Source organism: Prevotella mikamonis, from assembly GCF_055381405.1.
The window spans coordinates 2208194-2223628 of the sequence record NZ_AP035785.1; the positions used below are offsets into that span (position 1 = coordinate 2208194).

9 protein-coding genes are annotated in these 15435 nt (G+C 46.6%); 6 read left to right on the forward strand and 3 right to left on the reverse strand.

Annotated elements, in window-relative coordinates; genetic code table 11:
* Positions 1–26: 26 nt before the first annotated feature.
* The 3 genes from ACZ42L_RS09270 to ACZ42L_RS09280 all read right to left on the reverse strand — a co-directional run bounded on the left by ACZ42L_RS09270 (position 27) and on the right by ACZ42L_RS09280 (position 3571).
* On the reverse strand, positions 27–1127 hold the full coding sequence (locus tag ACZ42L_RS09270; RefSeq protein WP_464716995.1) for a glycosyltransferase family protein: 1101 nt from the start codon (positions 1125–1127) through the stop codon (positions 27–29).
* An 8-nt stretch (positions 1128–1135) separates the two neighbouring features.
* Entirely contained in the window at positions 1136–2074 is a 939-nt protein-coding gene (locus ACZ42L_RS09275) for a glycosyltransferase family 2 protein (protein ID WP_464715921.1), read from the reverse strand.
* A gap of 576 nt (positions 2075–2650) precedes the next feature.
* Positions 2651–3571: a helix-turn-helix domain-containing protein gene (locus ACZ42L_RS09280; protein ID WP_464715922.1), complete on the reverse strand. Its 921-nt coding sequence runs from the start codon at positions 3569–3571 to the stop codon at positions 2651–2653.
* 153 nt (positions 3572–3724) lie between these two features.
* Here ACZ42L_RS09280 and ACZ42L_RS09285 point away from each other — a divergent pair, with 153 nt between their 5' ends.
* The 6 genes from ACZ42L_RS09285 to ACZ42L_RS09310 all read left to right on the forward strand — a co-directional run bounded on the left by ACZ42L_RS09285 (position 3725) and on the right by ACZ42L_RS09310 (position 15421).
* Entirely contained in the window at positions 3725–4672 is a 948-nt protein-coding gene (locus ACZ42L_RS09285; RefSeq protein ID WP_464698558.1) for an aldo/keto reductase, read from the forward strand.
* Positions 4672–6120 (forward strand): carboxymuconolactone decarboxylase family protein, encoded by a 1449-nt coding sequence (locus tag ACZ42L_RS09290; RefSeq protein ID WP_464715923.1) that lies wholly within the window; start codon positions 4672–4674, stop codon positions 6118–6120. Before ACZ42L_RS09285 ends, ACZ42L_RS09290 begins: the two co-directional genes overlap by 1 nt.
* A 127-nt stretch (positions 6121–6247) precedes the next feature.
* Positions 6248–7261: an amidohydrolase family protein gene (locus ACZ42L_RS09295; protein ID WP_464715924.1), complete on the forward strand. Its 1014-nt coding sequence runs from the start codon at positions 6248–6250 to the stop codon at positions 7259–7261.
* 357 nt (positions 7262–7618) lie between these two features.
* Positions 7619–10750 carry a SusC/RagA family TonB-linked outer membrane protein gene (locus ACZ42L_RS09300; protein ID WP_464698564.1) on the forward strand — a complete coding sequence of 1044 codons (3132 nt, stop codon included), beginning with the start codon at positions 7619–7621 and terminating at the stop codon, positions 10748–10750.
* 13 nt (positions 10751–10763) lie between these two features.
* Positions 10764–12611, forward strand: a complete 1848-nt coding sequence (locus tag ACZ42L_RS09305; RefSeq protein WP_464715925.1) for a RagB/SusD family nutrient uptake outer membrane protein — start codon at positions 10764–10766, stop codon at positions 12609–12611.
* Positions 12612–12640: 29 nt separating this feature from the next.
* A complete protein-coding gene (locus ACZ42L_RS09310; RefSeq protein WP_464715926.1) occupies positions 12641–15421 on the forward strand; it encodes a SusC/RagA family TonB-linked outer membrane protein in 2781 nt (926 codons plus the stop codon).
* The last annotated feature ends 14 nt before the right edge of the window (positions 15422–15435 follow it).

Consider the following 15435-nt stretch of genomic DNA (forward strand, 5'->3'; position numbering starts at 1 on the left):
TATTATATAGGGAAATCTGTCTTCATTCACTTCTCATCATTTCCCCTATACAAGGCTTCATACTTCCGTGCCACGTCAATATAGTCATGGTGTCGACGTACGTACATCACGCTTTCTTTCTTCAACTGAGGGATACGTTCAGGGTGAACTACCAGTTGTTCCAACGCCCCATACACACTTTCCTCATTGGGCAGTACGTTCACGATAGGGCGCAATTCCGATTCGTTCAGTATCTCGTAATTCTCCGGTTCTCCACCTCCCACACACACTATTCCCTTCTTCATGGCTTCCAGTGGATTCATCGAAGGTGTGTAGCTATACAGCTGATCGAGAATCACATCGCTGCCATCCATACGCTTACGGTATTCCTCAAAAGGTAAATCTTCTGCTGTTCGTAGTTCCACCCGGTCAGCATAGCGCTTCTTAATAGCCTTTGCCGCCCGCAGCATAATGTCAGTCCCTTTGTATTCCGAGCGCATTCTGTCAATACCTATAAATATTTTCAAAGGCTCGTGATACGAACAATCGGGAGTATCTTTTAAAGGTACTATCGGAAAAGGAATAAATACGGTCTTCTGTGGAAACACAGGCTGATAGCAAACCCAGTATTCATACAGTCCGGCAATGATGCCATCGCAATCGGCGGCTATCATTTTATTCAATCGTTCCTTTGCTGTGCCAAGCCATTCTCCCCTGTGTAAAAGTGCATCTTTCGTATTTCGGAGTTGCTTCCCCATATTGAAATCACCATAGCGTAGCGGCATTGTGGTACAACCGGTATTGACCCAATAGTAGTCATTACCGAAAGCACCGAGAAAAACTTTCTTGTTATGTTTGCGCAAATAGCGATAAACAGGAAATATGCGCTCCGCTTTTAAATCAAGAAAAACAGGATTAATCAACTGTACGACATCATATCCGCGCATCTTCGGTAACAATCTGCATAGCCTTAACACATAACACAAACGTCCCCACTTGCCCGGTCGTCGTGATATATCTATGTCGCGCGGATAATTTCTCCACGTATTTCCATTACTCATCACCGTCACCTCATGCCCCAAAGCTCTCAATCCCTGGGCCAATGTATTATGAACATTGCTGTATTCACCTATGAGCAGTATTCTCAATCTCTGTTTCATCGTTTCATCATTCTAAACAATCTACATGCACCCCCGACTCCCACCAGGCGCAACACACCTATTTTAATAAGTCCGACATAACCAAATTCTTGCAAGAGCCTGGCCCGATAATAGGGGAGGACAGGCCGTTTGCCCGTCAGTCTGCACACCGTTATCTGCCTGTTGAGCAAAAACAAGTAATATCTGCTCATGGCTTTTGTATCTTCGTAGTCTGTCAAACGGGCGAACATCTGTAGTTGAGCGTCGAGCAACTGCTCATGGGCAGCACCGCCGGCCAGTGCCGTCAGTCCACGCGGATTGTCACAGTACCCATACAATCCCTGCGATGTGGTAACCACACACGATGCCTTTTCCAGCAGGAGCGGTAACGTATAAATATCTTCAAACAACTTACCCACTGGAAACCTGACGTTATCAAACAATTTCTTCCGATATATTTTATTCCACGCATAAGCATGCCTGTAGGCTTCAGTCTGAATCCAGTATTCCTTCATATCAGTATAGGTAACGTCTCCAAACGACATTCTGCGCTGCCTGCAACTACCATGATGCAGCGACACACCATATTCCAGCATGTCGTATTCAGGATGTTCTGCCAATATATCCAGTAATCCGGCATACGTATTTCCGATGATAACGTCGTCTGAATCAACGAAAGTAATATACTGACCATGCGCCCGACTGATACCCGTATTGCGTGCCTGGCTCAGTCCGCCATTAATCTGGTGTATCACTGTGAGCCGTTCTTCCTTTTCAGCCCATTGATTGCATGTTTCGGCCGACCCGTCTGTCGATCCGTCATCTATCAAGATTACCTCCATATCGGCCACGTGCTGACTGAAGATGCTTTCCAGACAGCTATTCAATGTCGTTTCCACATTGTACACCGGAACAATGACACTCAGCTTGATATTTGTCTCTGTCGACTTTTCCAACACCACTTTATTATAATATTTCTTTTTATTTCTCTTTTTAAAAAAAGAAGATGAAAGGTATGATATAGCGTGGATAAGTTGATAACTTCTATCCTTATTTTTTGCTATTTTGCTTATCAACCTTTTATTTTGAGTTATGCACAGTCTGTTTGATATTTATTAATTGATAATCAGAGCAATACGGTTGTTTTCCATAAAAATGGATGTTTACGTGCAAAATTAATAAGTTTATATCTTTTTTTGTTGTAAATCTGTGGAAAACTTACTGAAATCAGCCTGATAACCCTGTGGATATTCACTTATATAAAGACCTTTTATAGTCTGTGTGGATATCCACATAGTTATCCTCTAGTTATGAGAGGAATTATCCACAGAGTTTTCAACAGATAGTTGATAACTATTTGCCTCTTGTCTACTTGTCAACTTTTAAAAAAACTGCAAAGGCTTGGCAGCGTTACTGTCTGGTCTCTGCAACATCGCTGTCTGGTCTTTGCAACAATGCTGCGGAGGCCTTGCAGAAAAATGGGTTCAGGTTTATGAGTTGTATTTGAGTATACAAAGTCAGATTGTAATAGGCTAGGATGCGACAAAAGGCTTTTCTCTATCCTGTAATGATTGTTTTGGTGATACTCCAAAAAAAGCTTTAAACTGACGGCTGAAGTGTTGTGGATAGTCAAAACCAAGTGCAAAAGCTGTTTCCGACACAGTTTTGCCTTCTGCCAGAAGACTCTGTGCTTTTTGCATGACAAATTTACGGATAGAGTGGATAGCGGTTTCTCCTGTGAGTTGACGAATGATATCTCCAAAGTAGCTAGGCGATAAAAAGAGTTCCTGTGCACAGTATTTTACGGTTGGGATACCGTATTTCGCTTGTCGGTTTTCTTTATAATATTGATGAAGTAACTTATCGAAACGTTTCAGGATATCGTTATTACAGCTGACTGCTTCCGTGTGAAACTGTCGCTCATAGAATCGGGAACAGTATTCCAAAATAAGTTGCAAGTAGGTGATAAGTATTTGTTGTTGTCGGGATGCGTCGGGAGAAACCCGCAGCTCATAGCAAATCATCTTAATGCAGCTTACTATCGTACGCCATTCGTCGGGCTGCATGCGCAACGCTTCACTCTGATAATAAGAGAAGAAATGATAGTCTTCCATCTGTTGTTCGAGCTGTGTCCCGGCTATAAGCTCCGGAGCAAAGAGCAGCACCCAGCCTTTCAGCTGTATCTCTTCGCCTGTGTCTGACACACCACCAATCTGTCCCGGTGCGACACAAATCATCGAATGGTGTCCTGCTTCATACACTCCTTGTCCGTAGGAAAGTGTATAGGGGCTTTCCTCCATCAGAAAAAGTCCGTACACACCATAGTTGTTCAGGCTGTGTCGACAGTGTTCCAGTTCGTTATAGTGAATAACGCTGACCAGCGGATGGAGTATTTCGGCACCGACATGTTCCGCGTAATCATTGACAGAATTTATCTCTAACACCTTTTTCATCTTCTGTTCTTTCCTCTTCGGCAGGTAAAGATACTTAATCCTGATTGTAAATCCAAAAAAATGGTAGGCATTTCCGGAAATTATTTATCCATCCTTTTGGTTTTCCGCCTTAATTTTGCATTGTAATTTCAAGACGAATCAATAAAATAAAAAATGGAAAAGAAAAAGACAAAAATAGCATTGGGAACCTGGGCTTGGGGCACAGGAGCTTTTGGTGGTGACAGCGTGTTTGGCAATAAGACAGACGAAGATACTCTCCGTCCGGTATTTGAGACTGCCATGAAAGCAGGACTGAACCTGTGGGACACTGCCACGGTTTATGGAATGGGAGAGTCTGAACGCATCCTCGGAACATTCGTGAAAGACCAGAAACGTGAGGATGTGTTCCTGTCGACGAAGTTCACACCGCAAATCGCAGAGATGTACGAGAATAGCGTTGAGAAAATGGCGGAGGCCTCTATGGAGCGTATGGGGCTGGACTATATAGACATTTACTGGATTCATAATCCGATGGATGTGGAACGTTGGACTCCGGAACTGATTCCCTTATTGAAGTCGGGCAAAGTGAAACACATTGGCGTTTCCAATCATAATCTCGACGAGATATCTCGTGCCAACGATATTCTTGCCGACGACGGCTTTAAGATTTCTGCCGTTCAAAATCACTATTCCCTACTTTACCGTTCGTCGGAGAAGGCTGGAATCCTTGACTATTGTAACGAGAACGGCATCCAATTCTGGGCCTACATGGTGCTGGAACAGGGCGCACTGTCGGGCAAGTATAACAAGGAGAATCCGCTTCCGGCAGGGAGCGAGCGCGGTAAGCGTTACAATTCCTCACTCGACAAGCTCGAAGCTCTTACCAATGGTATGAAGGATGTAGGCAAGAAGCATGGCATATCCTGCTCACAGGTGGGCATAGCGTGGGCTATTGCCAAAGGTACGATGCCACTTATTGGTGCTACTGAGGAACATCATGTGCTTGAGGCTGCCGATGCCGCAAAGATAAGACTTTCGGACGAAGAGGTCGAACTACTTGAACGACTTGCAGATGCGACAGGCGTTGACACACGTGGTGAATGGGAACATACAATGGAATAATGGATATGGTAAAACATCTTATTTTCGCAACAATTATGACCGCCCTCTCACTCAGCGCGAAAGCACAGACAGAGATAGTTCGCATGGCCGATATTGAGGTCTATCCTCAGTATCTTGACGAGTTCATTAAGGCAGGCAAGGATATTGCCGAAACCAGTATTCGGGAGGAGACGGGTGTCATTTGTCTCTTTCCTTGCCAGATGAAGGAGGATAAGACCCATTTCCGCATATTAGAGCTATATGCCTCTCCCGAAGCCTATCAGCACCATATTCAAACGAAACATTTCCTGCATTACAAAGAGGTGACAAAGAAAATGGTAAAGTCGCTGAAGCTAAACGACGTCGACCCGATAGACGCCGGTAACATGACAAAAATCTTCAAACGTAAGACAAACGAAAAATCTGTTCATATGATGGAACTGACAGCAAGACAACAATCACTTGTTCTCATCGCTTCTATGGAAGCCAAGGGGAATATGGAGGGACTGGCAACAGTCCTCAACAAAGGATTTGACGACGGACTGACCGTCAGCGAGGCAAAGGAAGCGCTCTCGCAACTTTATGCGTACACTGGATTTCCACGCTCACTGAATGCCCTAAGCACACTGCAACAGGTCATGAAAGACCGCGATGCGAAGGGACTGGTGACGGAAAAGGGTGTAGAGACTGACGAGAAGCCAGGCGATTACGATGCTCTCAAGGCTGGAACAAGCGTACAAACGCAACTCTGCGGTGGTAAACCGTTCAACTATACGTTCGCATCACAGACCGATTATTATCTCAAAGCCCATCTTTTTGGCGACATATTCAGCCGTAACATATTATCTTTTTCCGACCGCGAATTAGTTACTATCGGTGCTATTGCTGCTCTTCCGGGTTGCGAGTCACAGTTGCTTGCACACGTATCGGGTAGTCTGAATATGGGTGTGACCATCGGACAGCTAAGCGATATTCCCTCATTGCTGCGTTCCAAGGTGGGAGAAGCCGAAGCCAACCGCACCGCCAAGGCTGTGGCAAGTGTGCTGAATGAATCTGTGGAGACCGTTGACAGTGTTGATTTCGGCGTTTGGCCCAAAGGAAATCTCAACACGGCTTATGCCAAATATTTCATCGGCAACAGTTATCTTGCCGATCTGAATGGCGCGAATGGCGGTCCTACCAACGTAACATTCGAGCCACGCTGTCGCAACAACTGGCATATTCATCATAAATGTGTACAGGTTCTTATCTGTGTTGCCGGTCGAGGCTGGTATCAGGAATGGGGTAAACCGGCTGTCAAGATGACTCCCGGCACCGTCATCGCCATTCCAGAGGGCGTAAAGCACTGGCACGGTGCAGCCCGTGATTCATGGTTTCAGCATCTTACCTATATGACTAAGATTGAGAAAGGCTCTTCGAACGAATGGCTTGAACCGGTGACTGATGAGGTGTATGACAAACTCAAATAGTCATTAAACGATTCAAAAATAATGAGTATGAAGGCATTGGTATAACCCGAAACTAATTGGAAGTCGGGTTTGCTGATGAAGGTTGTATCAGTCAACGACATCGAAAAATGGATTTATCAGTAATGTTATGAAGACAACAACAATAATTCTATTAATGGCTTCGTTTTTTCAGACCGTATCTGCCCAAAGTTTCATAGATGTACATTCCCACATCATCCCACAGTCCTATCTTACCGCTCTCGTCGAACATGATGCTTTGCTGGAAGAGGGCTTTCCTCTCCCCAAATGGAATGTTGACAGTCAGCTGAAATGGATGGATGAGGCGGGTGTGAAGACCTCTGTGCTGACCTTGGCAGCACCGCAGCCTTACTTTGGGGATATTCATGAGAGCCGAAAAATCATCCGTCAGGCTAACGAGGCAGCTGCCCGTATTAAAAAGGAACACCCCGGCAGATTCCTCTGGTGTGCCACATTGCCCCTGCCTGACGTGAACGCTGCCATTGATGAAGCGCGATACGCTCTTGACTCGCTCCATGCCGATGGCGTCAAGTTAGCGACAAACGTGCGTGGTCAGTATCTTGGCGCACCGGAATTGGATACTCTGATGTCTTTTCTGAACGAGCGACGTGCCGTAGTCATTCTACATCCACACAAGCCGGAGCCTACCAACCAGGACGTAATGGCACAGACACCGCTTGCCATGCAGGAATACCTTTCTGAGACAACACGTGCCATAGCCAATATGATCTGTCGTAATGTGCTGGCACGTTATCCGAACATGAGAGTAGTCGTTCCACATTGTGGTGCCTATCTGCCAATAGCCATTCCACGAATGAAGTCGCTTGCGTCTGTAATGCAACGGGCAAAACTTGTAGAAGAAATTGACTGGGAAGGGAATCTTGCCTCGCTTTATTACGACTTGGCAGGTTCTCATTCCCCCGAAGCCATTCGTTTGTTGCTCACCATTACCTCTCCCAGCCATCTGCTCTATGGGTCTGACTATCCTTATGTTACTCCACAGATACTTTCGGGAAGTTTGAAGCGAATGAAGGAGTATCTATTTTCCGAGCCAGATCTCCAGCCTTACAAGGATATGATTCTCTGGGAAAATGCGCAGAACTTGTTTAGACGAGGTCGGTGAGTAGGGTCTTGAACAATGAGGTGCGATTCCTATTCCAGTTCGCACGCAAAAAATAAAAGGATGAATTTTTGGGGTATAAGTTTGTAAGTTCGTGAGATGTCGAAGCAAATTTCGTTTGCTTGATGTGATGATAGATTAGTTGTATTTGAGGACAGATTCTGCGGTGTATACCGTGAAAAACCCTTTGTAAATACGGTTTTGTACGATATTGGTATTTTTTTGAACGATATTGGCATACCTTATTTATATGGTGTTATTATATTTGCAAAAAGAATTATGTCTAATATCTGTTTTTAGGCCTTTTGATTGCTATTGAAATGGAACCGGAAACATATTTTAATCTATCAATTAAATCTAATGAAAAGACGATTTTTTCAATGTAGCATCTTCATGCTATCAATGGGACTTCTACCCTTTTCTTCTGCAAATGCGTCACCGCAACCTGTGAATAGCATTACGCAAAATGATCAGGTGACCGAAATTCAAGGTACTGTGACAGATGAAATGGGAGCTATTGTCGGAGCGACGGTGAGAGTGGTAGGAGCTAAATCGGGAACAGTAACCGATGCCAATGGAAACTTTCGACTCAAAGCCAAGACGGGATCTAAGATTGAAATCTCGTGTGTGGGTTATGAGACACGTACTGTGGTCGTGAAAAACACTACGCCCTTAAAAATCAGTTTGAGGGAGGATGCAGTAGCGTTGGAGGATGTTCAGGTCATTGCCTACGGTACTACGCGTAAGGTTACTGTTACGGGTGCACTTTCATCTGTGAACCAAGGTGAACTGTTGAAGACACCGGTAGCCAGCCTGTCGAATGCGTTGGCCGGTAAAATATCCGGTTTGTCGAGTATTCAGAGCAGTGGTCAGCCTGGAGCTGACGGTGCTGCATTATTCATTCGCGGTGTGGGTTCGTTGAATACATCGCTCTCTCAACCGCTGATATTGGTCGACGGGGTGGAACGTGCGTTCTCTCAAATCGACCCGAACGAAGTAGAAGACATCACGGTATTGAAAGATGCTTCGGCTACGGCGGTATTCGGTGTGCGTGGTGCTAACGGTGTTGTGCTCGTTACAACAAAGCGTGGTAGCAAGGAAGCTCCCAGAATGAACTTCTCTACATCGCTGGCATGGCAGATTCCGACCCGTTTGCCGGAGTTCGTGAACAGTTATGAGTGGGCCAGTGAGTACAACAAGGCCCAGTTGCATGATGGTGTGGGCGAGGATATGTTGGGCTTCAAGGCCGATGATTTGGAGAAATTCCGCACGCACAGCAGTCCGCTTACCCATCCGGATGTAGACTGGATAGATATGTTGGTGCGCAAGGCATCACTCCAGACACAGCACAACTTCAATATTTCGGGTGGTACTGACCGCGTGAAGTATTTTGCATCGTTGAGTGCCTTTACGCAGGACGGACACTTCAAGGTGTTCAAGAACCGCAACGACAAGGGTTTCAGCTATAACCGCTACAACTATCGCGTAAACTTGGATGTGAACGTGACGAAGACAACGGAGTTGCAGGTAAATCTCGGTGGATACTTCGGTAACCGGCAAGAGCCTTGCTACAACGACGGTACGACAAAGGATATCAATTCGCTCTACCGCTATATCTATGCCGCACCTCCTTTCAGTGGTGCAGGTATCGTAGACGGAAAGCGTATCCGTATCAGCTCCGGACTGTTGCCTATCGGTAACCTTCAGGATGCGTTGAATACCTATTATGGTAAAGGTTATGCCACTACGGCCAACAATGTGCTGAACTTTGACTTCAAGCTTTCGCAGAAACTCGACTTCCTGACCAAAGGTCTGACGGTTCATCTGAAGGGTGCATATAATAGTGGTGTAACTATCTATAAGCGTCGCGAAGGTCGTGAACCGCTCTATGAGTCGATTCTCGATGCCGACGGAAAACCCGACTTGAAGTTGGTTACAAGTTATCAGAAACTCGGATTTGAAGAGTCTGACGGCCTGTCGCGCAACTGGTACATCGAAGGAGCACTGAACTACAAGCGCAATTTCGGTCCTCACCATGTATCAGGTCTTGCGATGTACAATCAGACCATGAAGTATTATCCCAGTGGAAGCTTCGTAGGTATTCCCCGTGGATATATCGGTTTTGTGGGAAGAGGTACATACGACTACATGACTAAATATCTCGTAGACTTCAGTGTGGGCTATAATGGCTCTGAGAACTTTGCCGAAGGACATCGTTTCGGTTTCTTCCCAGCCGGTTCGTTGGGTTGGATTATATCTGAAGAGAGTTTCTTCAAACCGCTGAAACCTGTCGTGGGCTATTTCAAGGTGAGAGCTTCCTACGGTAAGGTGGGTAACGATATTACGAGCGACAACACTCGTTTCCTCTATTTGCCCGATACTTATAACATCGTCGATGGTCATTATAACTTCGGAATCAATACAAGTACCAAGGTACAGGGTGCTTCCGAGGGTAAGATTGGTAACCGCGATGTAACCTGGGAAACAGCTGTGAAGCAGAATTTCGGTTTTGATATGAAACTCTTCAAGGACCGTTTGAGCGTGAACTTCGACTACTTCACCGAGCATCGTAGCAATATTTTGATTTCCCGCGGTGTGATTCCCGGATACTTGGCAGTGGAACTTCCTACCGTCAATCTGGGTAAGGTAGACAACCACGGTTACGAAGTGAGCGTGCGTTGGGAAGACCGTATCAAGGATTTCAGATATAATATAGGTGCAAACCTCTCGTATGCTAAGAACAAAGTGGTGTTCAAAGACGAAATCAATTACGAATACGAGTGGATGAAACAGACGGGAAAGCCTGTCGGACAGAACTTCGGTCATGTGTTTGACGGCTATTTTACCGAGAAAGATGTAGCCGACTATGCTGCAAACAAGGGTAAGCCGGGTGCTATTGCCGATCAGGGCAGCGGTTATATACCACTCGTCGGCGATGTAATATTGAAAGACCTGAATGGCGACGGTATCATCAACGAGAAAGATATTCGCGATATTGGCTACTCCATCTATCCCCGTTACACCCTCGGTGTGAACATGGGACTCTCTTGGCACGGGCTTGATTTCAGCGTTACTTTTGCCGGTGCTTTCCAGACTTCGCGTATGTTGAGTTCTGTTTACCGCACACCGTTCGGCGAAATGAACAACTACAGCTTGATGAAATTTATGGTCGACGATGCCTGGACACCTGAAAAGGGCAACGGTGCGAAAGGTCCTGCCATCTCTATTCGCAGCAAATCGCACAACTATCAGAACTCAAGTCTGTGGTTGCGTGATGCTTCTTACCTGAGATTGAAGAATATCGAGTTGGGCTATAGTCTTCCCAAGACCGTGATACGGGCATTGCATCTGAACTCTTTGCGCGTTTCTCTGTCGGGCTACAACCTGCTTACATTTGACAATCTGAAGGTGAGTGACCCCGAAGTCAACGCCGATGGTAAGGCATATCCTTTGATGAAGGTTATTAACTTTGGATTAAGAGTTGGATTCTAAAAACGAAATAATCATGAAACTATTTAAACATACAGCAGCAATCGTTACGACTCTGCTACTTTCGGGATTCGCCGTTTCGTGCGAAGACTTGGCTATTGGAAACGATTTTTTGCAGAAACCGCCTAGCACCGACGTTACCGAGGATACTATATTCGGTAAAGCTGAGTATGCTCGCCGCGTGCTTTGGCATTGCTATGTAAAACTGCCTTACGGCATGGAAACCAATGGTCGCCGTACACAGTTGTGTTTGAGTACCATTGAGGGATTCACCGATTTGAATTACGATAATATCGGTTGGTCTTCATTGGGAGTGACTTATTATCCCGGTCTCTACAATGCAGCGATAGAAAATAATACAAATAGTAATGGCCGTGTAACCAAGATGCAATTCTCACGGTCTGGTGTGTGGAGAGCTATACGCCATGCCTGGCTCTTGAAGGAGAATATAGACCGTGTTCCCGACATGGATGCTACGGAGAAATCGCGCCTGAAGGCTGAGGCTGAAATGATGGTGGCGGTGTTCTATGCGCACATGTTGCGCCACTATGGAGCGCTTCCTATCATCGACCATGCCCTCTCTTCTGACGACGGCGAGTTCCCCAAGCGTGCCACTTTGCAAGAAACGGTCGACTTTATCGTGAAACTTCTTGATTCGGCCATAGCCAACAAAGATTTCCCGTGGAGTATTCCTGCCGACGAACTCGGCAACTGGGATGGTCGGTTTACCAAGGCCGGAGCAATGGCTTTGAAGACACGTGTGCTGCTGTTTGTAGCCAGTCCGCTCTTCAATGACAGCAAGCCGTATGCCGACGGTGAGGCTTCTGAGAAGAAGATGACATGGTTTGGCAACTACGACAAGAATCGTTGGAAGCTCGCAGCCGATGCTTGTAAGGCTTTCTTCGATGAACTGAATAAGGGTAGCAACGGTTATTATAAGCTTGTAGAGAAGGGCGACAAGGGTATCAAGGATGAACGCGAAGCCTATACCAGTGCATACTTTGACCGCGGAACGACCGAGACGCTGATTTCTTCCCATCGAGATATCCTCGCACTGAAGAACAATGCTTCGTTTGACCAGGCGCTGCGTTGGGGTGCATATTGTCCTACCAAGGAATTCTTCGACATGTTCGAGATGGCGGATGGAAGCAAGTTCGACTGGAATAATCCTGCACATAAGAAAGAACCTTTCAAAAATCGCGACCCTCGTCTATACGAAAACTTTATTCTCGATGGTGATAAATATAATGGACGCACAGCCGATATGGTAGAACCTAAGCCCGACGATAAGAAAAAAGAATATCCGAAAGGCAAGGACTGGAACCAAGGAAAGATTCATAATTTAAGCCTGGCTTCGGGCTTGGTATGCCGTAAATGGGGTCTCGACCGCAATACAGCGGCTTACAACCGTCCCGTACAGTGGCCTATCATGCGAATGGCTGAGGTGTATCTGAACTATGCCGAAGCCCTCAACGAATACAATGGTGGCCCGACAGACGAGGCTTACAAGGCTATTGATGCAGTGAGAGCACGTGTGGGTATGCCCGGATTGAAGAAGGGAATGAGCCAGGAAGAATTCCGCGAAGCCATTCTTCACGAGCGTGCGGTAGAGTTTGCTTACGAGGAAGTACGCTTCTTCGACCTCATCAGATGGAAGAAATACGATGTCTTCGGGACTCAGTTGCACGGCTTGCATGTGTACCGTCATAAGAATACGAAAGCTTATGAGTTTGTTCCTTTCGAACTGACTAAGTACTCACGCAGTTGGTGGAAGACCGGATGGCAGCCTGCTATGTGCCTCAGTGCTTTCCCCGCTAATGAAGTAAGCAAGGGATATGGACTTGTTCAGAATCCCGGTTGGTAATTCCTTTCTAACAAAAAACGAATTGTAATATGACATTCAAAACATATCTGGCAGGTTTGATAGTCCTGCCGTTATCCCTTCCCTTGCAGGCTCAGGCACAGACTGATAGTCTGCATCGTAGCAAGGATTCATACGCCATCGAGTACGGACGTAATGTCTCATTCGGACTGAAAGAGTCGACCACATCGACTGCCTTTACTACCAAGGAGATGCTCTCTCATCGCAAAGGCATCAATCCTCGTGATGGATTCTATGGACTGATACCCGGTTTCCAGGTGATGCAAAACCAGGGAACATCATGGCAAACCTCGGCCGGACTGAACGTTCGGGGGCGCAGTACGCTTAATTCCAACACACCGTTGTTGCTGATTGACGGTTTTGAACGCGATCCCGGACAGCTCTCTGTCGACGAGATAGAGTCGATAACCGTTCTCAAAGACGCACCATCGACAGCACTCTACGGCATGCGTGGAGCTAACGGTGTGGTATTGGTGAAGACCAAACGCGGTGCTACGGGGAAACCTGTCATCAATTTCTCGTATGAGTTTAATATGGCAAAGCCTTTCCGTACACCGAAATTGGTCGACGGTTATACCTATGCCAAAGCTCTGAATGAGGCCAGAATAAACGATGGACTCACACCGAGATACAACGACGATGAGCTTTCTGCATTCCAAAACGGGAGTGTGCCGGGCATGTATCCCAATGTAGACTGGTGGGGCGAGGCGCTGCGCGACTATAGTAATGGTCACAATGCCACATTCTCTGTGAGCGGAGGAAGTTCGTTCGTGAAGTATTTCACACAGTTGAACTACCTCAATGACAATGGTATCTTGAAGCCGGTGAACGACAATGACGGCTATTCTACGCAGTTCAAATTCTCTAATCTGAATGTACGTAGCAATCTGGATGTTCGCTTGGGCCATAATACCGACGTGCAGTTGAATCTTTTCGGAGCTTTCTCAGAACACAATCGCCCCGGAGCTAACATCGGCGACTTGTTCGGTGCGTTGTACAACGTACCTTCAGGTGCGTTCCCCATCCGTAACGAGAAAAATATATGGGCAGGTACGAAGGACATCGGAACAAACCCTATAGCCATGATTTCGGGTATGGGTTATGCGCGTGCACAGCAGCGTAATCTCTATGCCGACATGAATATCGTGCATCGACTCGACGCGCTTTTGCCCGGACTGTCGGTGGGAGCACACGTAGGATTGGACAATATGGCGTCTTATTGGGACGGCAACACACGCAACTATGGATACGAGCAGACTGAGTATAATTGGACCGACAAGACTTTCTCGTACACCAATCTGCGCAACGAGGCAGCTCTCAATTTCAGCCATTCGGTAGGTTCGTCGCGCAACCACTTCTATATCGGAGCTTTTGCACAGCTGAATCGTAGCTGGGGCGACCACGATTTGAAGAGTACGGTGCAGTATTCTATGGATAAACTGACGGCTAAGGGGCAGAATACTTCTTATGCTTTCATCGATGCCGTGGGCCAAGTACATTACTCGTACAAGCAGCGTTACATAGCCGACTTGTCGTTGAGTGGTTCGGCTTCCAGCATCCTTGCTCCGGGACATCGTTGGGGTATCTTCCCGTCAGTGGGTGCAGCATGGGTTGTTTCGGAAGAGAACTTCATGAAAGATACGGCTATCGACCTCTTGAAACTGCGTGCAAGCTATGGTGTTGCAGGTGCAGCCGACTTCAACAACGACCTCTATATAGATATGTATGGTAATGGTGGAAGCTTCTTCTTCGGCAAGACTCCGAAGAGTGACGGAGGTTTGAAGCTGACACAGGTGGGTATGACAGATCTTACTTATGAGAAATCTCACAAGTGGAATGTTGGATTCGACCTGCGTGCTTTCCGTCATCTGGCAGTCACCCTCGACCTGTTCTACGATCACCGCACCGATATTCTGGTTGCTGCCAACGGCAAGGTGTCTTCCATCTTCGGTAGTCCTATCTCTAAGGTGAATGCGGGTATTGTCGACAACAAGGGTATCGAGACCGATATTCACTGGACCGATAATGACCATGATTTCAAGTATTCTATTGGCGGAACATTCAGCTTCACTCGCAACAAGATTGTAGAGCAGAACGAAGAGTATCGTCCTTACGACTATCTCTATCGTACCAATGGCCGCATAGGACAGCTTTTCGGATACGTAGTGGAAGGTATCTATCAGAATCAGGACGAGATAGACAACCGTGGTATCAAGCAGACATTGTCTGAGGTGCGTCCCGGCGACTTGAAATACAAAGACCTCAATGGCGACAAGGTGATTGATGCGTACGACCAGACAGCCATAGGCTACAGCAATTTCCCTGACATCTACTACTCTGCCGACTTAAACCTGGAGTACAAGGGATTTGGTCTGTTCGCCCTGTTCCAGGGTATTGCCAACAGAAGCATGCTCATGAATACGCCCAGCGTCTATTTTCCGCTGTTTAATAACCGCACTGTATCGAATGAATACTATAACAATCGTTGGACAGCCGACAATCCGATGGGCAAGTATCCACGTCTCACCTCTACGGGTTCGAGCAACAACTATGCGACCAACTCGCTGTGGGTACAGGACGCTTCGTTCTTCAAGCTGCGTACACTGGAGCTGTACTATCAGTTCAATGCCCGCCAGCTGAAGCCTCTGCGCTATGTTCACGGTGCTAAAGTCTATGTTCGTGGCTACGATTTGTTCAGTATCGACCGTCTGAAAGTGATGGATCCGGAGAATATCGGTACGGGACATCCATCGATGACTCGCTATGCCATCGGTTTCAACTTAACATTCTAACGATTATGAGGACT